The sequence below is a fragment of the Type-D symbiont of Plautia stali genome, assembly GCF_001485335.1.
GTDB classification, from domain to species: domain Bacteria; phylum Pseudomonadota; class Gammaproteobacteria; order Enterobacterales; family Enterobacteriaceae; genus Pantoea; species Pantoea vagans_C.
The window spans coordinates 50,846-70,495 of sequence record NZ_BBOC01000016.1 but is presented as its reverse complement, the minus strand read 5'-3'; the positions used below and the strand labels follow the sequence as shown (position 1 = coordinate 70,495).

20 protein-coding genes and 1 pseudogene are annotated in these 19,650 nt (G+C 52.6%); 11 read left to right on the top strand and 10 right to left on the bottom strand.

Going from position 1 to position 19,650, the window contains the following annotated elements; genetic code table 11:
- Positions 1 to 37: 37 nt before the first annotated feature.
- A pseudogene (leuE, locus tag PSSD_RS26195) lies at positions 38 to 570 on the bottom strand (leucine efflux protein LeuE).
- A gap of 325 nt (positions 571 to 895) precedes the next feature.
- Between leuE and PSSD_RS07520 the strand changes: the two are divergent.
- Positions 896 to 1,963 carry an ABC transporter substrate-binding protein gene (locus PSSD_RS07520; protein WP_058970319.1) on the top strand — a complete coding sequence of 356 codons (1,068 nt, stop codon included), beginning with the start codon at positions 896 to 898 and terminating at the stop codon, positions 1,961 to 1,963.
- Complete coding sequence (locus PSSD_RS07515) at positions 1,932 to 2,645, top strand: substrate-binding domain-containing protein (RefSeq protein WP_058970317.1); 714 nt, start codon at positions 1,932 to 1,934, stop codon at positions 2,643 to 2,645. The genes PSSD_RS07520 and PSSD_RS07515 overlap by 32 nt, the downstream gene beginning before the upstream one ends.
- On the opposite strand, the gene PSSD_RS07510 is transcribed toward PSSD_RS07515, so the two are convergent.
- Complete coding sequence (locus PSSD_RS07510) at positions 2,646 to 3,503, bottom strand: LysR family transcriptional regulator (RefSeq protein ID WP_058970314.1); 858 nt, start codon at positions 3,501 to 3,503, stop codon at positions 2,646 to 2,648.
- Positions 3,504 to 3,668: 165 nt separating this feature from the next.
- On the opposite strand from PSSD_RS07510, the gene PSSD_RS07505 reads away from it, so the two are divergent.
- The 3 genes from PSSD_RS07505 to PSSD_RS07495 are packed head-to-tail and all read left to right on the top strand — an operon-like array spanning position 3,669 to position 7,273.
- A complete protein-coding gene (locus PSSD_RS07505) occupies positions 3,669 to 4,850 on the top strand; it encodes a M20 family metallopeptidase (protein WP_058970312.1) in 1,182 nt (393 codons plus the stop codon).
- A gap of 1 nt (position 4,851) precedes the next feature.
- Complete coding sequence (locus PSSD_RS07500) at positions 4,852 to 5,655, top strand: transporter substrate-binding domain-containing protein (RefSeq protein ID WP_058970310.1); 804 nt, start codon at positions 4,852 to 4,854, stop codon at positions 5,653 to 5,655.
- Entirely contained in the window at positions 5,642 to 7,273 is a 1,632-nt protein-coding gene (locus PSSD_RS07495) for a M28 family peptidase (protein WP_058970308.1), read from the top strand. The genes PSSD_RS07500 and PSSD_RS07495 overlap by 14 nt, the downstream gene beginning before the upstream one ends.
- Here PSSD_RS07495 and PSSD_RS07490 read toward each other — a convergent pair.
- Positions 7,270 to 8,619: a hypothetical protein gene (locus tag PSSD_RS07490; RefSeq protein ID WP_058970306.1), complete on the bottom strand. Its 1,350-nt coding sequence runs from the start codon at positions 8,617 to 8,619 to the stop codon at positions 7,270 to 7,272. The two genes, PSSD_RS07495 and PSSD_RS07490, sit on opposite strands and share 4 nt — an antisense overlap.
- 315 nt (positions 8,620 to 8,934) lie before the next feature.
- Positions 8,935 to 9,822: a LysR family transcriptional regulator gene (locus PSSD_RS07485; protein ID WP_058970305.1), complete on the bottom strand. Its 888-nt coding sequence runs from the start codon at positions 9,820 to 9,822 to the stop codon at positions 8,935 to 8,937.
- Between the two features lie 91 nt (positions 9,823 to 9,913).
- Between PSSD_RS07485 and PSSD_RS07480 the strand changes: the two genes are divergently transcribed.
- Entirely contained in the window at positions 9,914 to 10,888 is a 975-nt protein-coding gene (locus tag PSSD_RS07480; RefSeq protein WP_058970302.1) for an AEC family transporter, read from the top strand.
- 8 nt (positions 10,889 to 10,896) lie between these two features.
- On the opposite strand, the gene PSSD_RS07475 is transcribed toward PSSD_RS07480, so the two are convergent.
- A complete protein-coding gene (locus tag PSSD_RS07475) occupies positions 10,897 to 11,778 on the bottom strand; it encodes a LysR family transcriptional regulator (RefSeq protein ID WP_058970300.1) in 882 nt (293 codons plus the stop codon).
- A gap of 118 nt (positions 11,779 to 11,896) precedes the next feature.
- Here PSSD_RS07475 and PSSD_RS07470 point away from each other — a divergent pair, with 118 nt between their 5' ends.
- The gene (locus PSSD_RS07470; RefSeq protein WP_058970298.1) at positions 11,897 to 12,748 is read left to right on the top strand and encodes a Vmh family MBL fold metallo-hydrolase; all 852 of its coding nucleotides are present in this window, start codon (positions 11,897 to 11,899) and stop codon (positions 12,746 to 12,748) included.
- A 58-nt stretch (positions 12,749 to 12,806) separates the two neighbouring features.
- Here the strand turns inward: PSSD_RS07470 and PSSD_RS07465 are convergent, their stop codons facing one another.
- The 3 genes from PSSD_RS07465 to yajD form a co-directional block, all read right to left on the bottom strand.
- Complete coding sequence (locus tag PSSD_RS07465; protein WP_058970296.1) at positions 12,807 to 13,814, bottom strand: alpha/beta hydrolase; 1,008 nt, start codon at positions 13,812 to 13,814, stop codon at positions 12,807 to 12,809.
- Between the two features lie 293 nt (positions 13,815 to 14,107).
- Positions 14,108 to 15,427: an NAD(P)/FAD-dependent oxidoreductase gene (locus PSSD_RS07460; RefSeq protein WP_058970294.1), complete on the bottom strand. Its 1,320-nt coding sequence runs from the start codon at positions 15,425 to 15,427 to the stop codon at positions 14,108 to 14,110.
- 338 nt (positions 15,428 to 15,765) lie between these two features.
- Positions 15,766 to 16,116: an HNH nuclease YajD gene (gene yajD, locus PSSD_RS07455; RefSeq protein ID WP_039332287.1), complete on the bottom strand. Its 351-nt coding sequence runs from the start codon at positions 16,114 to 16,116 to the stop codon at positions 15,766 to 15,768.
- A 151-nt stretch (positions 16,117 to 16,267) separates the two neighbouring features.
- Between yajD and PSSD_RS07450 the strand changes: the two genes are divergently transcribed.
- Positions 16,268 to 16,618, top strand: a complete 351-nt coding sequence (locus PSSD_RS07450; protein ID WP_058970292.1) for a DUF1304 domain-containing protein — start codon at positions 16,268 to 16,270, stop codon at positions 16,616 to 16,618.
- A gap of 75 nt (positions 16,619 to 16,693) precedes the next feature.
- Entirely contained in the window at positions 16,694 to 17,233 is a 540-nt protein-coding gene (locus PSSD_RS07445) for a DUF2058 domain-containing protein (RefSeq protein ID WP_039332356.1), read from the top strand.
- A 14-nt stretch (positions 17,234 to 17,247) separates the two neighbouring features.
- Here PSSD_RS07445 and PSSD_RS07440 read toward each other — a convergent pair whose 3' ends face one another.
- Positions 17,248 to 17,946, bottom strand: a complete 699-nt coding sequence (locus PSSD_RS07440; RefSeq protein WP_058970290.1) for an RluA family pseudouridine synthase — start codon at positions 17,944 to 17,946, stop codon at positions 17,248 to 17,250.
- 188 nt (positions 17,947 to 18,134) lie between these two features.
- Here PSSD_RS07440 and PSSD_RS07435 point away from each other — a divergent pair, with 188 nt between their 5' ends.
- Both PSSD_RS07435 and PSSD_RS07430 read left to right on the top strand, forming a co-directional pair.
- Entirely contained in the window at positions 18,135 to 18,617 is a 483-nt protein-coding gene (locus PSSD_RS07435) for a cold-shock protein (RefSeq protein ID WP_058970288.1), read from the top strand.
- Positions 18,618 to 18,632: 15 nt separating this feature from the next.
- Positions 18,633 to 18,878 (top strand): DUF2543 family protein, encoded by a 246-nt coding sequence (locus PSSD_RS07430; protein ID WP_058970286.1) that lies wholly within the window; start codon positions 18,633 to 18,635, stop codon positions 18,876 to 18,878.
- 61 nt (positions 18,879 to 18,939) lie between these two features.
- Here the strand turns inward: PSSD_RS07430 and PSSD_RS07425 are convergent, their stop codons facing one another.
- A complete protein-coding gene (locus PSSD_RS07425; RefSeq protein ID WP_058970284.1) occupies positions 18,940 to 19,641 on the bottom strand; it encodes a GntR family transcriptional regulator in 702 nt (233 codons plus the stop codon).
- Positions 19,642 to 19,650: the final 9 nt, after the last annotated feature.

Below are 19,650 nucleotides of genomic sequence, written 5' to 3'. Positions count from 1 at the left end.
TTTATGCGCACCAAAACATAATGGACTGTTAGCTTATCTAACTCTGCGCACTCACCAGGCGTACCGCAAAACCAAAGAACAGCATACCGGTCAGCATATTGGCCAGTTTGACCAGCCGCGTGCGGTTTTTCAGGAAGCGCACCATCACGCTGCCCGCCATTAGCAGAATGAGGTAGTAGCTCAGACTCATCAGTTGAATCATTGAACCCAGCACAGCAAAAGCAGGCGCAGTATGCGTTACCGCCGGATCGACAAACTGAATGAAAAACGAAACATAAAACAGTATTGCTTTAGGATTGGTGACGCCAAGCAACAGGGCGCGCAGGAAATAGTTTTCCACTTTCACCGTTTCGGTTGATGACGCGTTATCACGCTTGCGTAAAGCGCCAATAATAATCTTCACACCGAGGTAAAGCAGGAACATGGCGCCCAGATATTTCACCACCATAAAAATATGCGGGCTGGTCCGAATAAGAGTAGCAACACCTGCCCATGCAAGAAAATTAAAATCAGATCGCCCAACATCACGCCGGCTATCGCTTTCGACGCGGCCTTCGCTCCGCGACTCATTCCGGTACGCAGCACATACAGACTGTTTGGCCCTGGCAGCAGAATAATCACCAGCGCGCCGGCCAGAAAAGTCCATAGATTGATAATACCTACATCGTGCAACATAACGGCAATGACTCCACAGCCATGCTGGCAAAATAGCCAGATGACAATTGTTATTGATTAAACAGGTGAACAGCAATAGCGGATCGCACTGCTGGCAGAGCGATATATTAGCAGATGGCACTGAGTGCTGTCGCAAACAACCTGCTCCTGACAGAAACAAACCTATCCTGATGGTACCCAGCGCTATATAATCCGCTGCATTACGCTTCAGGGACCCCGTATGAACACCACTCTTCGCCTTATACTTGCAGGTTTACTAACCTTTACCTCCTTACACAGTTTCGCCAGCCGCGTCGTGACCGATCAGATTGGACGCGAGGTGACCATTCCAGACCAAGTCGATCGTGTCGTGGTGCTTCAGCACCAAACGTTGAATTTATTGGTGCAGTTAAATGCGACCGATAAAGTCGTCGGCATTCTCGCTAACTGGAAACAGCAGTTGGGAGACGGCTACGCGCAGCTGGTGCCAGAACTGACACAAAAAGCGATGCTCGGTGACCTGACGCATGTGGATTTGGAGAAGCTGGTTGCGCTGCACCCTCAGGTGGTGTTTGTCACCAACTATGCGCCCAAAGAGATGATCGATCAGATCTCGGCACTCGGTATCCCGGTGTTGGCCATCTCTTTGCGCCATGACGATGCCGGTCAGCAAGGCAAGATCAACCCGACGATGCAGAATGAGGATCGCGCCTACGACCTTGGCATCAAAGAAGGCATCACTTTGATTGGTGAAGTGGTGAACAAGCAGCAACAGGCAAAAGGCTTAATTACCGCGGCTTTTGCCGGGCGCAAACTGGTCAGCGATCGGTTGAAGAATCTGCCGGATCAGCAACGTGTTCGTGCTTATATGGCCAACCCAGACCTCACCACGTACGGTTCAGGTAAATACACCGGTTTGATGATGGCACACGCAGGCGCGTTGAACGTGGCTGCCGCCACCGTACAGGGCTTTAAGCAGGTCAGCATGGAACAGGTGGTGGCGTGGGACCCTCAGGTCATTTTTGTGCAGGACCGCTACCCGCAGGTGGTGCAAGAGATCAATCAAGACCCGCGCTGGCGCACCATTAGTGCAGTTAAAAACCATCAGGTCTGGCTGATGCCTGAATATGCTAAAGCCTGGGGCTATCCGATGCCGGAAGCCATTGGTTTAGGTGAATTGTGGATGGCGAAAAAGCTCTATCCAGAAAAATTCCGCGATATCGATATGCAGCAGCAGGCGAATCGCTGGTATCAACGCTTCTACCGGACCACGTATCATGACAACACTGCAGATACTGGCAGCCGGTAGCCTGCGCGGCGTGTGGCCTGAACTGATGGCAGCGTTTACCGCGCAATCAGGCATAACGGTGGGGACACAATTTGGCCCCGCCGGACTACTGCGTCAACGCATCGAGCAAGGTGAAGTTTGCGATTTTTTCGCCTCCGCCAACCTACAGCACCCCGCCACATTGCGGCTAAAAGGTATCGCGAAAGAGACAGGCCGCTTTACCGCCAACACCTTGTGCCTGACAGTCAAGCGTGACGTTGTCACTAGAAACGATAACTGGCTGTCGCTGCTGCTGCGCGATGATTTGCGCCTGACCACCTCAACGCCACTGTGTGACCCATCAGGCGACTATACATGGCAGCTTTTTGGCAACATCGAACAGCGTCATCGGGGTTGGGGCGAACAGATCAAGCGTAAGGCCCGCCCTTTGGTGGGCGGCCCCAACAGTTTGCCGGTTCCTGCGGGTGAACTGGCAGCGCGCTGGTTAATCGGTGAGGGGCACGCTGAATTGTTTATCGGTTATGCCAGTTATCAACCTCGCTTGATGCTTCATCCTCAGTTGCAGGTTTTCACCATTCCTGAACCCTACAACGTACCGGCAGAATATGGTTGGGCGATGCTGTCTCCGGCGGCTCAGCCCCTTGCGGCTTTCCTGACCTCCCAAGTTGCACAGCAGATTTTGCAGCAGCACGGTTTTGTTTAATTATTCAATCCTCAGATCATCGAACATCTCGACGAACGGCAGAATCACCGAAGCCTCCGTGCTGGCGTGGTGGTAAAGCAGCCAGGTTCTGCTTTTCAACGTTTCGCCCGCTACCCTGATGGGCTGTCGGCATATGCCTTCGGGCAACGGCTGATAGCTCGATACGATGGCATAGCCCAATCCACGCTCCACCATTGCCAGACAGACTTCCAGTTTATCTACCTGCATCGCCACGCGTGGCGCCAGTGAATAGTTTGCATTCCACCAGCGCTCAATCAGGTGAGTAATATGCCCGCCATGATTAATGCGTATCTGCGGTAATTGCGGGAGAAAGCGCAGGTCGAGCGGTTGCTGGCTCACCAACCAATAATCATCTTCATCCACCAGCCGCTTGCCGTGACGCCAGTGATAGTCATCTTTCACCAGGGCGACATGCACCTCTTCGCGTTGCAGTTTTTGGTACATCTCTTCACTCAAACCGCTGACCAGATTAACGCGAATACCACTGTGTGTTTCTGAGAAACGCGCCAAAATGGCTGGGAGTCGATAGGCTGCATAGTTGCTGGTGACGCCAATTCTTAACTCCCCCTGGCGTGGCTGAGACAAATTTTGCAGCGTCTGACGCAGTTGCTGTGAGTCATTCAGCATTTTGGCGGCGTGTTGCGCCAGATAGCGCCCCTGCGCACTAAACGTCAGTTGACGGCCCCCCTCTTCAAATAGCGCGACGCCCAGTTTACGTTCGATCTGCTTGAGGCGATAACTGAGCGCAGGCTGAGAGGTATACAGCTGTTGGGCTGCTCGCGTAATGTTTTGATACTGCCAAACGGTATGAATTATCAGCCAGTCTTTTTCGTTCATCGCCCCCTCCTTCACTGCTTCCATAAAATAATTTTTGCGTAATCAGTGCAAGCAATAAAAAAGCTCAATTGGGAATCCAGGTAAAAGCCCTGTATACCTTAATAACACATTGAACTTAAATACTTTATTGCACTATCACAGTGAAGTTCCGCACGGGGATGCACCATGAGTGAGCAAAAGAATAAAATTCTTTTTGCGGTTGAGCAGATAAGCCAACAAATGACCGATTTGGCACGTGCTATCCATGCACAGCCGGAATTAAGTTTTGCCGAGCACTATGCCAGTGCTGCATTGCAAGCCCCTTTGCTGGCTGCAGGGTTCACGGTCAGCAATCCTGTAGCAGGACTGGAAACGGCATTCCGGGCGCGATTAGACACGGGCAAACCGGGCCCACATGTGGCACTGCTGGCGGAATATGATGCACTGCCGGGTCTTGGGCATGCCTGCGGCCATAACCTGATCGGCACCGCGTCAGTGGCGGCCGCCGTTGCACTGGCTAACAGCGGCACCCTGCAATCTGGCGTACTGGAAGTGATTGGCACGCCTGCCGAAGAGGAAGGCGGCGGGAAAATTATTATGGCGGACGATGGCGTATTTGCAGGCATTGACGCGGTAATGATGTTCCATCCGCGTGAAAAGAACATGATGACGCGGGGTGCATTAGCCTGCGTCGATGCCACCTTCAAATTTTATGGCAAAGCAGCACATGCCGCCTCTGCACCGCATCTCGGTATCAGCGCGCTGGATGCGGTCATCCAGACGTTTGTCGGCATTAATGCTTTGCGTCAGTTCTTCACCGATGACGTCAGAGTCCATGGCATCATCACCGACGGCGGCAGTGCCACCAACATTGTCCCTGCCTATGCCGAAGCCAAATTCCTGATGCGCGCCGCAACGGTGGCCGGCTTACAAACCGTGCGAAGTAAAGTGTTCGCCGCCGCGCAAGGTGCCGCAGACATGAGTGGTGCACGTATAGAGATCGAAGAAGGTCTCACCTACGCCGAACGCAATAATAACCACGCGCTGGCCGGTTTGTTCCAGTCCAACATTGAAAAACTGGGTTTAGTGGCCCATGCCGCACCGGAACGCGGTGGTGTCGGTTCATCAGATATCGGCAACGTCAGCCAGGTGACGGCTGCCATCCATCCCTATTTACGTATTGGAGATGTGGTCCCCCATACTCCGGAGTTTGCGGCTGCCGCAGCTTCTGACAGCGGGATTGAAGCGATGCTGAATGCGGCGCGCGCCCTCGCCATGACCACCTTTGACCTACAAGACAACGATCATTTAACAACCGTTCGCGATGAGTTTATCGCCTGGCAATCAACCGTTCCGCAGGAGAATTAAAATGAAAAAGACGCTTTCCATGGTGGCCGCTTTGACCCTGGCATGCAGCAGCCCACTCTTCGCCGCAGACAACGTGTTACGCGTAGCCGCTGACCTCAGCTACCCTCCGTTCCAGTACCGAGACGCTTCCGGCACACCCACCGGTTTTGAAATTGATATCACCAATGCGGTGTGTAAAGCAGTGAATATCACCTGCGAGTACGTGGTCAGCAGTTTTGATGCGGAAATCCCCTCTCTGATGGCCAAAAAGGTGGATTTCATTTCACCGCTCGGCGCCACCGAGAAGCGTCGTAAATCCATCGACTTTAGCGACTTCATTTATCACATCCCGACAAAATTAGTGGCGCGTAAAGGCAGCAACCTCCAACCCGATGCGGCTTCACTGCAGGGCAAACATATTGCCGTGCAACAGGGTTCCATCCAGGAAATGTACGTAAATAAATTCTGGGCACCCAAAGGCGTGGATATTGTGATGTATGCCGATCAGGATGCGATCTACCTGGATCTCGCGGCAGGTCGTCTTGATGGCGCATTAAGTCCAGGCGTTGCCGTGACCTATGGTTTTTTGAACAAGCCAGAAGGCAAGGATTTCGCGCTGACCGGACCTGAAGTGCGCGACGATAAATTGTTCAGCATTGGTTCGGCCTATGGCGTGCGCAAAGGCGATGAAAAGACGCAAAAATTGCTGAATGAAGGCTTAGCCAAAATTGTAGCGGACGGCACATGGGAAAAAGTGAAGCAGCACTATTTTGGCGATCTGGAGATGAAAGTCACACGTGTGGAACCCGATCATGCCAGCCAGTGATATGCAGGCGCTGATGCGTGCGACGCTGGAGCAGTTCCAGCATCTGCATCGTTTATCGGGTAGCGTTGATGCGGAACGAAGTGCGGACTGGTTGTGTGAGCAGCTGAGCCAGCATCAGATTCCGCATCGACGTGAATATTGCGATCTGTGGCTGAGCGATCCACTGGACGCCACGCTGACTGTGGCGGGTCAAGAATTCCGGGCGAAAACCCGATCCTTTTCGGCCCACTGCCCTGAGGGCGTGGAGGCTGAATTATTTTACGATGCCCAATCTCTGGCTTTAATCCCGGAGAACGCGGCAGCCAGCTGGGCAGACAAGGTACGCGGTAAACTGGTGCTCGCCGACCAGGGCTTCGAGGATTACGTGCAGCGTCTGATGCAAGCAGGTGCGCTGGGATTAATTCATATCTGGGGTTCAGCGGAATCCGCGCTGCATGAAGAGACGGTGGGCCCGATCTGGGGCACACCGGTACCCGATGATGTGCAACGCTATCCCACCATTCCGGTGATCAGCATTAATCATCAGGCTGGTGCGCAACTGCGATCACAATTATCAACGCAAAAGCTCACGGCAAAGATCACCACCCTTTTAAATGAGCATGTTGCCACCTGCTCGCTACCCGTGGTGGAATTGCCTGGCAGCAGTGATGAGTTTGTCTTGCTCTCATCCCATTACGACTCATGGCATGAGGGCGTAACGGATAATGCCACCGGCAACGCCCTCTGCCTCGCGCTGGCTGTACTGTTCAACGGCCAGCGCTTATTACGCGGTTTACGTATCGCTTTCTGGCCCGGTCACTCCAATGCGCGCTATGGCGGTTCAACCTGGTATGCCGATCATCACCGTGCAGCGTTACTGCGCGATTGCGTCGCGCATATTAATGTCGACTCACCCGGCTGTCAGGGCGGTTCGCAGTTGGTGGTTAACGCCAGCGGCGCGGAATCGACTGACTGGCTTCATCAGGCTATCAAAGCCACAACCGGTAAACCGGCCGATCGCGTGACGCCGATGGGGAAAGGGGGTGACCAGTCTTTCTGGGGATTGGGCATCCCGCTGCATTTTGCCTTACGGGAAGTACCTGAGCAGCGGCAATCCCTCTCGCCTGGCAGCGGCGGCGGTTGGTGGTGGCACACGGAAGAAGATACCTTAGACAAAGTCGATGAAGGCTACCTGTGGCGAGATTTTCAGATACACCATCGCTGGCTGGACTCGCTGCTGTGCCATGAGCCGCTGCCAATCGATGCTAAACATTATCTGCAGCAGATCGATGCCGCTCTATTACAGCTGCAAGGTGAGATTGATAGGGCGTTCTCCTTAAAGCCACTACGCGAACGTGTGGCCGCACTCATCACACTTATTGAAAAGAAAAGTTTTAGCGCTGCGCAACTCGTGCAAGCCATTGGCTTATTGCACCGAGCGCGCTACCGGGCGAGTGATGATTTCCATCCCGATCTCAGTTTCCACGGCGGCGCGTTTCCTGGATTACAGCTGTTACGGGGTTTCCGTCGAGAGCAATGCAGCCAGCGCTACTGGTTGATGCTAACCACTCAATTTATTCGCCAGCGCGATCGTATTGGCGAATTGTTCGCTGACAGCGAGCGTGTGTTGTCAAATTAAAGGAAATCCCCTTTCGTCTGACGCAACAGGCTGCGCACTGCCAAACGCGCTTCCAGCTTTATCCGGCTGGCGGCTTTTTGGTAGCGGCTGTTGCGCTCGGACGCCTCCAGTACACGACGCAATAGGATGCAATAGTCCATCACTAAACCGGGTGTCCAGGTCATGCCTTCAGCACGACTGCGAACCAGACTAAGCAACCAAAAATCAGGATTAAGCAGCACCCAAAACCCTTTTAAGCCGCGTTCGCCCAGCAAACCCTCTGTTGCCACATCGATTGCCTGCATGACGCTGGTTGAACAGTTGCGTGACGTCAGGTTATAGCGCGTATGAGAGGCATTGCTAAGCCAATAATTACGCAGTGCGGCTTGGTTGTAATGCGGCAACACCAGGCGTTTATCCGGTCGACACCACGCCTTTATCTCCCTTTCCAGGGACGGCCGCATGAAGCCTTCAACGTCATACTCCTCGCGCGCGCGCAGCGTATTAAGGAAACCACGGAAATTCCGCGATACATCGTCAACGGGGTACAAGCTGATATACAGCTCCTCGCCCATTTCCAGTGAAATATGGCCTGTGGAGACTTCGCCACGATGATCAATCGCCGCCACCCAGCGAACGAACCATGGGCGTCGTCCCGATACCTCGCCTGAGCCGAGTGGCGTCCAGATATAGATATTCAGCGGCGCGCTAACCGGTGTGGTACTGAGAGGCGGATGTAGATAATCGAGTCCATGAGGCGCACGCAGACCTTTGCGGGTGAACAGCGGCAACGCGGCAACGCTGGTATTATCCGGCAAAGCATGGATTTGTGCTGCCATTGTCAGCAAGCTCAGACTCCAGCCTGCCAGCAGCAATGCAAAACACAGCGGCACAATCACGTGGGGTGACCACGGCCAGTGTGTGGCAATCAACACGCTGAACAACATCTCCGCGCATCCCAATGTCAGCTTGCTCGTCCAGCGGCGGCATCGCATCAAACTACACGAGATGACGCGAAAACCACCATCAAGCAGGAAGATCGCAGAAAATGCCAGTGAGATGCAAAGGCCATTATCATGTGGGGCAAGAAAGACCACGATGCCAAATATCATCAGCACTGCGGCTTTAGCCAGTGGCGGCCAGGCGATACCCGCAGGCTGGTAAATCGCGCCAAGCGTTTCTGCTATGCCCTCTAATGCCAGAAACAAACCCAGTACGTGCAACGGGAGGGATAAACTTCCATGTTGCAGCAGATCGATCAGGATCCCGCCACTGGCGCCCGCACTCAGCAGACCAAGTGCCGCCAGATACGGCCAACCGGCTCGCAGTGCTGGTCCACCCATCAATAGAAATAATAATCTCAGCAAGGAAGCTCTCCAGCGGATATTGCACCGTTCAGTTCGATCTATAGACGCAGCGAAACAACAGGAGTTCTGTTGCCGATTAGCGATTCCGACTTCGTTTACTGATGGTTGTGACTGTGAGGGCACTCTAGCGGGCGAAGATTAAAATTGGCTTAATGGTTGAGTAAAGATTGGTTTAATTTTTAATCAGTTAAAAGGGGGGTTAGTGGCGATTTCAGGCTGAAACTGCGCGCATTCATACAACGCACCAATATTTAACCATTTGAATTTATAGCTTAAATCCCACCAGTCGCAGAATAATGTGCGGCTGGCGTAGGGCTATTTTACAGGATGACGTTGAATCAGCAGTTTTAAAAAACTGTCGAGACAAGGATTGCGGTTGTCACTGCTCCATGCCACAGCGAGATTCACCTGCGGCGCATCGGCCAGCAGTTTGAATACGATGCCATCCATTTTCAACTGCTGAACCGAAGACGGCACCAGCGCCACATAGTTGGCATCATTAACCAGACTCAGCATGGTGTGTTGTAAACGCACCTGTAAACTCACCATCGGCTCAAAACCGTGGGCGCGACAATAATCCATAATCACTGCGGTTAAACGGCTACCGGCACTGGCAGCGGTCATGACAAAAGGATCGTCACGCAGATGTTCGATGCGTAATTTTCGACTTTTGGCCAAGGGGTGAGTGCGCGACATCGCCACGCACAGAGGTTCGGTTAACACGGTTAGCGTTTGCATGCCGACACGTGACGTGCCTTCCACCAGCACCGCGAGATCCACCTCGCCCGCCAGCACTTTATCTGGCAAATCTTCGGTAACGGCCTCTTCCAGCTCCAGCGCGATATTTGGGTAATGGTGGCGAATCATTCTCACATATTCAGGAATGACGCTGTGTGCCGAATACATGGTAAAGCCGACGCGCAAGGAACCCGATTTGCCTGAAGCGGTGTCACGCGCCAGGCTTTGCGCCTGTAGCAATGCTTCAAGGATCTTGCGCGCATCCTGATAAAAGCTCTCGCCTGCGGGCGTGAGCATTAGCTGGCGCGTGTTGCGCTCCACCAGCAAGGTTCCCACGGCTTTCTCTAAGGCAGCAATATGACGACTCAGCGACGGCTGCGACATATGCAGGCGCTCCGCTGCGCGGTGAAAGTTCTTCACTTCAGCCAGCGCGATGAAGTAACGCAGCGGCTTAATATCCAGCATGATTCATTTTTCGTATCAATCCTGGTCAGATTTGCTATTGGAACTGTATCAGGAAACACTTTACAGTCCTCCAGCTTAACGGGAGGACAAGATGTTAGCTACGTTTCTGATTCTTTTGCCGGTGTTCGGCTTAATTGTGGCGGGATACGCCTGCCGCATGTTGGGGGTACTGGGGCCCACTGCTGCCACTGAACTGAATAAGTTCGTTGTCTGGCTGGCACTGCCTGCGTTGTTGTTTGACATCATGGCGCATACGCCATGGCACACCATTTATCAGCCGGGATTTTTCTGGGCGTTTGCCCTCTCCTGTGCTGCGGCTTTCGTTATCGTCTTTGCCTTTCAAAAGGCCAAAGGCAAATCCACTGCCGATGCCAGTGTCGATGGCGTTGCTGCTGCTTATCCTAATACCGGCTATCTTGGTTTCCCGTTATTGCTGCTGATCTTTGGCAAGAGCAGCCTGATCCCAACCACCACTGCCACCATTGTGGTCGCCTGTATCTTGTTTGCGATAGCCATCGCGATGATTGAGATCGGCTTGCAGAGTGAACGCGAATTTCATCGACTGGCCATTAAAGTCCTGCGCGCCATCCTTAAAAACCCGCTGATTATCTCACCGTTGCTGGGGGCAGCCTGTTCCAGCGCGGGATTAACATTACCCGATAGCATTGAGACATTCCTGAAGATGTTGGGTGGCGCAGCCAGTCCCTGTGCTTTGGTCTGTTTAGGCGTATTTCTGGCCAGCAGGCAGAAAGCCAAATCCAGCGAACTGCCAGGCGGTGCGAAAATGAGCTTTTCCACCGTCGGGTTAGTGGTAATCGCTAAATTGATCATGCAGCCATTGCTGACGTGGGTGCTGGCCGTGTGGTTGTTTCATCTGCCCGATGACCTGACCAAAATGGCGATTCTGCTGGCGGCATTACCCACCGGCACCGGGCCGTTTATGCTGGCGGAGTACTATCGTCGCGATGCACAGATCACGTCAGGCGCGATCCTGATTTCAACCGTGTTGTCGATTGTCACCTTGGTGGCCATTATGCACTTTATGCAGGTCACGCCGGTCGCATAACGGATGGGCTACTTCCCGCTTAGCCGCTGCTGCACCGCATCCAGAAAGAGCCGCAGCGCCGCCGGTTGGCGTTCTCGCGACATATATAAGCCGTAGATGCCCAGCGTTTTGGGCGCAAAGTCGGGCAGCACGCATTGTAGCTGCCCGCTTTCAATGCCGGCTCGCGCTTCCATCTCCGGCACCATCGCCAGTCCGCATCCTGCTATCGCGGCGTCACATAGCACGGACGAAATGCCCGCACTAAAATTGCCACTTACCGCAGCCGTCACCCCTTCGCCCTGTGCGTCTTTGAACTGCCAGCTCTGCCCGGCAAAGCGACTGTAGTGCAGGCAATTGTGCTGAGCCAGGGCTTGTGGCGTATCCGGTATGCCGTGCTCACGCAAATAGCCCGGTGAGGCGCAGACCACCGAAATACATTCGCCAAGCCGCCGCGCAATCGCCCCTAGTTCCGGATCGTCGGTGATACGCACCGCGACATCAATACGTTCTCCCACCAGGCTTACCGGTTGGTTATTGATTTCAAGTTCAATCCGCACCGCCGGATAGCGTGCCAGAAACGTCGGAATCATCGGACCAAGGATATGGGTTGCGGTGGAATGGGCGCAAGCCACGCGCAACGTGCCCTGCGGCTCTCCCGGCGCGCCCTGCCCGGTGATCTCATCTGCCAGCCGAGCCAACATGCGGGTTTTTTCGAGGATTTTCTCCCCGGCAGGCGTGATGGTGAGGCGTCGGGACGAACGATGCAGCAAGCGAACGCCCGCCCATTTTTCCATCTCATCCAGATAACGGCTGACCATCGGACGTGAGATATCCAGTGCCCGCGCCGCGGCACTCAGGCTGCCCAGTTCGCAAATGCGGTTAAACACCGATGCGGCTGTCACTCTGTCCATGCGTCTCCATCTGATCGTTTTATGAAACTGACCATCTCTAATTGCGGGAATTCTATCAAACGGCAATTTACATACAATGGCCCTGTTACCTGCCGAAGACCGAATTAAGGACCTTAACATGAAGATGAAGACCCTGGCGTTGATGATGACACTCGCCGCAAGCCCCGCCTTTGCCGCCCCATTGCATTTAGAGGTCTACAATCCTCAGGAGCAAGGCGTATTCCCGGTATCCTCTACGCTGGTTTCTGGCCCCCATGAAGCAATTCTGTTCGATGCGCAATTCAGCCCGAAAGATGGCGAGAAACTGGTGCAGATGATCAAAGCCAGCGGCAAGAAACTGACGCAGATTGTTATCACTTCTGGCGATCCTGATTTCTACTTCGGTCTGGAACCGATTGTAAAAGCCTATCCGCAGGTGAAAATCGTTGCATCGCCGCTGGTGGTTGAACATATCGAAGCCACCAAAGACGCTAAATTGCAGTACTGGGGTCCGAAAATGCCCGGCGGCGCCCCCGCTCAGCTTTATGTCCCGCAGATGACCCATCAAACAGCCTTTAGCGTGGACGGTGAACGCATTGAGTTACGCCATGCTGATGACAAATCCGCCTACGTGTGGATCCCTGCCAACAAAGCCGTGTTAGGTGGCACCGCAGTGGCAGCCGGTATTCACGTCTGGACCGCAGATACCCAGACACCGGCCAGCCGCGCGCAGTGGCGCAGCGTACTGACTGAAATTCAGCAGTTGAAACCAAAAGTTGTGATCCCAGGCCACTACATCGGTCCCCGTCCAGCGGGAGATCAGGCGGTGACCTTCACGCTCAACTATCTGCAAACCTTTGAGAACGCCCTGCAGAAACACAAGGGTTCTGCTCAGGTGATTCAGGCGATGAAAGCGGCGTATCCCGGCCTGCCAGACGAGAGTTCACTGGAATTAAGTGCCAAAGTGAATACCGGTGAGATGAAGTGGTGAGGGGAATCTAAGTTCTGAGCGAAAGAGGCCAGACGCCTGATGCGTCTGGCCTGTGTGGTTATTGCAAATGGGTCTTGAGTTCCTCCGCCGCCTGGCGGATGGCGGTGCGAACCGCCGGGACATCACTCAAGCCGTTAAGCAGACCATAATCATGAATCAAGCCGTTATAGCGTGTAACGGTAACATCCACACCCGCAGCGTCCAGTTTGCGTCCAAAGGCTTCGCCTTCATCTCGTAATACATCCAATTCTGCCGTCTGAATTAAGGTTGGCGGTAATCCTTGCAGTTGTTCACGCGTGGCGCGCAGTGGTGAGGCCAGGATGTTGTTGCGATCGCTCTCTTTGGTGGTGTAAGCATCCCAGAACCACTTCATCATATTGCGTGACAGGAAATAGCCGTTCTGGAACTGGTCATAGGACGCCGTATTGAAATGGGCATCGGTCACCGGCCACAGCATCACATCATAGCGAATCGCCGGGGTGTGCTGTTGCTTCGCTTGTAAAGCAACGGCCGCCACCATATTGCCTCCCACACTGTTACCGACCAGCGCCAGACGTGTGCCATCTACCCCGATTTCGCTACCGTGTTCGGCTACCCAGCGAGTGGCAGCATAGGCTTGATTAATCGCAACCGGGAAATGGGCCTCGGGTGACGGCGTGTAGTTAACAAATACCGCTGCGGCACCGGATTCCACCACCAGGTCACGCACCAGACGCTCATGAGTCTGGAAGTCGCCCAATATCCAACCGCCGCCGTGGAAGAACATAAAGACCGGCAGTGTCCCTTCAGCATGCGGCGGCTTCACGATGGTCAGTGTGATTTTCTCGCCCTGCACATCAATGGTTTTTTCACTGACGTGAGCGGCGGGCAGTTTCACCCCCTTTTGCGCATCAATCAGCACCTGACGTGCAGCTTCAGGAGACAGCTGCTCAATAGGTTTACCTCCTCCGCTATTGAGCGCATTCAAAAATTGCTGCACGTGACGCTCTGGCTGAGGGGACGCCGCAAAGCTATTGGTTGCAGCAGCGGCCATGGCAACGGCGATTAATGTGTGTTTGATTTTCATCTGTCATGTTCCTTTTTGTTTTGAGCGATTATATCGCACGCTATTTAAATGTTTAAAAACGCGGGTTGGTGTTCGTGTTGGACTAGAATTTATATAGCGCGCTATTTGATAGCAAGATATTTTTTCAACCTCAAAATGGCAATAAACCATAATGAATTGATTTTAAATTAAAAATAACCGCACAAAATGTTCACACACGACCTCTCCTGCCGTTCTCAGGGCGAATTATGGACGTGGCGGACAACCTGAAGCTCCCGACCGTCTATTCGCCCGTTGCGCATTAATGAGGCATATTACACTTCCAGCCCCGCACGATACTGCCCCCACTTCAGCACCGAGTTCACGCCAATCGACAAGAAAGGCTCGGTCGGGGTTTGATTGGGGCCGGGTGATTGGGTGAGAAAATCCATCAGATCGTTGCGTTCGCCGGCGATCATATCTGCAATCAACTTGCCCGTTGCGGTACCGCGCGTAATCCCCAGACCGTTACAACACAGCGCACCATATACGTTTGGTGCCAGTTTGCCGAAGAAGCCTTCATGGTTTTCAGACAGGCAGATCGCACCGCTCCAGGTGTATTCGAAATTAACGTCCGGCAGCATTGGAAAGCGGCGTTCAAACGATTTGCGATGGTTATCCAGATATTGCGTCAGATATCTGGCACGTGGGCGCCCATCGGGATGGAAGCTAAAGCTATTGCGCACCAAAATGCGATTATCCAGCGTGCGACGGATGGTGCTGCCAAACGGATGTGCCGGAATCACGCCCCACACGGGTTGGCCGCCCAGGCGCGCTTGCTCCTCTTCAGTCAGCTGACGCGACAGGCTGCCATACAGGAAGGTGGGCAGTAAGCGGCGTTGTAAGAAACCAAAATGAGCGGCAAAACCGTTATTGGCCAAAACTAGCGTATCTGCGGTGATGCTGCCTTTTTCGTGCACCAGCGTAATTTTGCTGCCGTAATCAATCGAGGTAACGGGCGTATATTCATAGAGAGTCACGTTTGACGGAAGACTATCCGCCAGACCTTTCACCAGAGCAGAGGGTTGCAACAGAATGGTGCCGGGAATGAACAGCGCCTGTTTGTAATAAGACGTCCCAATATGATCCGGCAGATCTTGACCGGAGATCATCTGAGAATCCCGGCCTATTTTCGCCAGACCATTGCGATAGGCTTCCAGAATCTTCGTGCCCTCCTCACCCACCGCAGCCTGATATTTCCCGGACTCCGTCATCTGGCAATCGATATGATGCTCCTGCACGATTTGACGCAGCGTGTTCTGACCCAGCGTATTGAGCGTGAGGATTTTATTCGCGATGGTGACATCCCCGATATAATCTTTCGCGCCAATATCATGGGGTACATCAATGGCGAAACCCGCGTTACGCCCTGCCGATCCAAAACCGACCTCTTGTGCTTCAATCAGCACCACTTCGTCATTGGGGAAGTTCAACGCTAACTGTCGTGCCGCTGCCAGACCGGTTAAACCTGCTCCAACAATCGCGAAACGTGCTTTCTTTTGACCAATATGCGCCGGGCGCGGCGTGCGTGCCGCACTGGTATGAAACCAACCAGGCATTGAATCATCGGCAGGTAGTGAGGTGATCTTTTGCAATTCCGTTACTCCAATACACTTTTTTGAATCGGTGGCTGCTTAAAAGCAGACACCCTGTAGGGTTTGTAAAGCGTAAAGCTGAGATGCATTTTTAATGTATATTTCATATATACATGATGTATCGAAATTTAATGAAGTTGATGAAATGTTGTCAACGCGATCCGTGCAAGGATGCGTAGTTGATCTCAAAAATGAATGAGAGTGATGGCAGGATACGGTGTTATCGCAGGTGATGGCGTGCAGGCGGGACCGGGAGGAGTGCTTAATGGTGCATCAAGGCCCATCACCACCCTTTATCCTGTCAGGCAGGAAAGGTTCTGGCGTAAGCCTTACTGGCGTTATTTCTTCTTCTTGTTCAGCATTGACTGCAAATCAGCAAAAGGATTGTAAGTCGCCGCCCCAACATCTTTCTGCGCGTCCTCTCCCGCCACCACAGTGGTGCCGTACTGGTCTGCTTCGGTGTATTTCGAATGTTCATGGTCATGGCAATACAGGCACAACAACTCCCAGTTGCTGCCATCTTCGGGATTATTGGTGTGATCGTGATCGATATGGTGAACGGTTAGTTCGCGCAAGTTGGAATAGACAAATTCGCGCGCACAGCGTCCACATACCCACGGATAGATTTTCAGTGCTTTCTCGCGGTAGCCGCTTTCCAGCCGCGCGTAGTTTTTGGGGATCAAAGCCATTGCTGAGAGTACCTGTTACAAAGAAATTTTTAGGATAACGGTTCAAATATATCCCATGTGCGCCCCAGGAGAGAAATGATCGGCGGAAAAACAGTAAACTGATGACATCATCTATAATCCAGCATCATGAATTCTGATAAAAGGACTTCCCGTGTTAGCAAACATCCTTATCTTTATCGTTGCCGCAATACATATCTACATTTTGGTGCTGGAAATGTTTTTATGGGAAACCAATACAGGTCGTAAAGCGTTTAAACTCAGCACAGATTTTGCCCGCTCAACACGCGTTCTCGCCGCTAACCAAGGGTTGTATAACGGCTTCCTGGCAGCAGGTTTACTTTGGGGGTTATGGCTGGGCGAAAGCGGTTTGCCTGTCAGTTACTTCTTCCTCATTTGCATAGTGATCGCCGGAATTTTTGGTGCTGCCACCGCCAGCCGCAAAATCCTCTTTGTGCAGGCGCTCCCGGCTTTGCTGGCGTTAGTGGCGTTATTGATGCGTTAATCCCCTGCTTGAAGTGATCGCGCCCCGCATTACGGGTATAATCCGGCGATGGTTTTCACGGGTTTAGAGACGAAGATGACAAAACTCACCTTGCAAGAACAGATGCTTAAAGCAGGACTGGTCTCCAGCAAAAAAATGGAAAAGGTCCAGAGAACGGCGAAGAAATCACGCGTGCAGGCGCGCGAAGCCAGAGCGGCGGTAGAAGAGAACAAAAAAGCGCAAGTTGAGCGTGATAAGCAGTTAAGCGAACAGCAAAAGCAGGCAGTGTTAACCAAAGAGTATAAAGCTCAGGTGAAGCAACTGATTGAGATGAACCGCATCACCGTCGCCAAAGGCAGCATTGATTTCAACTTCACCGACAATAATCTCATCAAAAAAATCGCGGTCGATAAGCTGACACAAACCCAGCTGATTAATGGTCGTCTGGCCATTGCGCGCCTGGTCACGGATAGCAGCGGTAAAAGCGAGTACGCGATTATTCCAGCGGTCGTTGCCGATAAAATTGCCCAACGCGATGCCGAAAGTATTGTCTTGAACAGTGTCGTAAGTCAGGACGTGCAGGATGAAGATGACCCGTACGCCGATTTCAAAGTGCCTGATGATTTAATGTGGTAATCAAGTTGCCAGGGTCAGAACGGGCTGCCATGTCGTGCGTTGATCGACTCACCGCTGATGGGATGCACAAAATGCAGCTCACTGGCGTGCAGCATCAGACGCGGTGTCCGTTCCGTTCCCGGAAACTGAAGGCCGCCATACAGGTCACAACCTAAAATCGGGTGCCCCAATTGTTGGCAGTGAATACGCAACTGGTGGGTGCGTCCGGTTTCCGGAAAGAGTTGCACCCGCGTCAAGGGTATTAACGCCCCGTCCTCTGCCTTATGCGTGAAGCGTTCCACCACCTGATAGCGTGAGCGTGCTGGCTTGCCGTTAATCGGGCAAATCGACATCAAGGGAAACAGTGCGGGATCTTTGGCGATTGGTGCGTCTATCACCCCTTCGTTTTCATCAAGATGTCCGTAAAGTAAGGCACTGTAGATTTTGGTCACGGTTCGCGCGCTAAACTGCTGGCAAAGCGCAGCATTGATGGCCTTGTTGAGCGCAATCACCATTAAACCTGACGTACCAAAATCAAGCCGATGAACCAGCGTACAACCAGGGAAGCTCTTCACTAACCGATAATGCACCGAATCGAGATTCTGCGGATTTTTCCCTGACAGACTCAGCAGTCCGCTGGGTTTATTGATGAGCAACAGATGCTCATCCTGATAAAGCGTTTCAATCTGCTCATCACAAGGCGGGGCAATGAAAGTATCGAGGATGGGTGACATTTGGCTGCCCGGCTGGAAAGTGGCTGCGGATGATACCCCATTTTGCGCCGAACCACGAATTTACCCCTTCACTCGCACTCCACAAAATTCTCGTCCAGACTTAGCGCAAAGGCATAGTCTGCGCGCGCATTGTGCATTACACTGCGCGCTGCAAAAAATTGAGCAAATAAACGATTAAGTAGGCGGTAATGGCGATGAACGGAACAATCACAACCTGGTTTCAAGAAAAGGGTTTTGGATTTATCAAAGATGAAAACGGTGATAACCGTTATTTTCATGTGATTAAGGTCGCCAACCCTGATCTGATCAAGAAAGATGCGGCGGTGACATTCGAACCCACCACCAACAACAAAGGCCTATCCGCCTTTGCGGTGAAAGTCATCCCGGACAGCAAATACATCTTTATTGCTGGCGAACGCCTCAAGCTCACGTCGATCAAATCCTTCGTGGTATACAGCGAAGAAGAGCCGGTTGATACTCGTATTGATAAAGAAAACACCGTGCTGTCTGTAGGCATCCTGATGAACAATATCAAGCCAAAATCGGATGTGAAACCTGATGAGATGCGCTCCGTGAAAAAACTGGCGGTGACCACCTTCCAGGGCACAACCTTAATCTTTACGGAAGATGAGATCGACATCGATGCCGCCGTTAAGATGCTTAAAGTCTAAATTGGGAAGCGAAGAATGAGACCTCAAATAGCACTGAAATATTATGACATCGCCGAAGAGTACGCATCGGAATCAGAATATGATGTCAGTGAAGCAGAATTTGAAGCACTGGCGCACTATTTCCAGCTGTTACTCACGCGTCTGTCGAATAACGAAGAGATCAGCGAAGAGTCACAGCAGGAGATGGCCGTTGAAGCGGGTATTGAAGCGCGGCGAATCGATGAGATTGCTAACTTTTTAAACCAGTGGGGCAACGAATAAGCGTTACTGGATTCGTGTAGCGGTGCGCATCAACGCGCACCTGTTTAAAACATGTCAACGCTTAGCGCTTATTCCCTTCCGAAGACTGCACCAAATCATCCGCCGTTAGCCCCTGCGGCGCGATAAAGATTTCCATGTTCTCGCGTGACAACTCCCAATGCTCGAACACTAAATCGACCACCTTCTGTTCGTCGCGCGCTTCTATGGCCTGAATAAATGCATCGTGATGTTCTGCTGCCAGCAGCAAACGGCGTTCCATATCTTCATTCTGCGGGCGGAAGAACGTGTGGCCAATACGGCAATGGTCAATCAGTAAGCGACCCAGGCTGGGCTGCAAATAAGGATTGCCCGCCATTTCGCCCATAATTTCGTGGAATCGGTTGTTCTCCAGTGCCAACGCTTCTGCGTCGCGACTTTGCACGGCTTTACGGAAGCGTTTTTGCGTTTCCTTAAGAGACTTTAACTGGGAAGGTTTCACGTTCTGCACCGCCAGGCGGCCGGTTGCGGCATAAATCATCGGCGCGACCAGGAAAAAATTGCGCAGTGTGGAGTGGCTCATTGGGATGACGCGGACACCACGTTTCTCAACAATCTCCAGATAGCCTTCACCGGCTAAACGCTGGAACACTTCACGCACGGGCGTGCGGGACAAACCGTACTGCCCGGTCAGGCTGGCTTCATCTAACAGTTCGTCAGGGTCCAGTTCCATGGTCAAAATAAGGCGTTTTAAATCTTCATATAACGCGGCTTTTCCCGATCTCAATGTGACCTC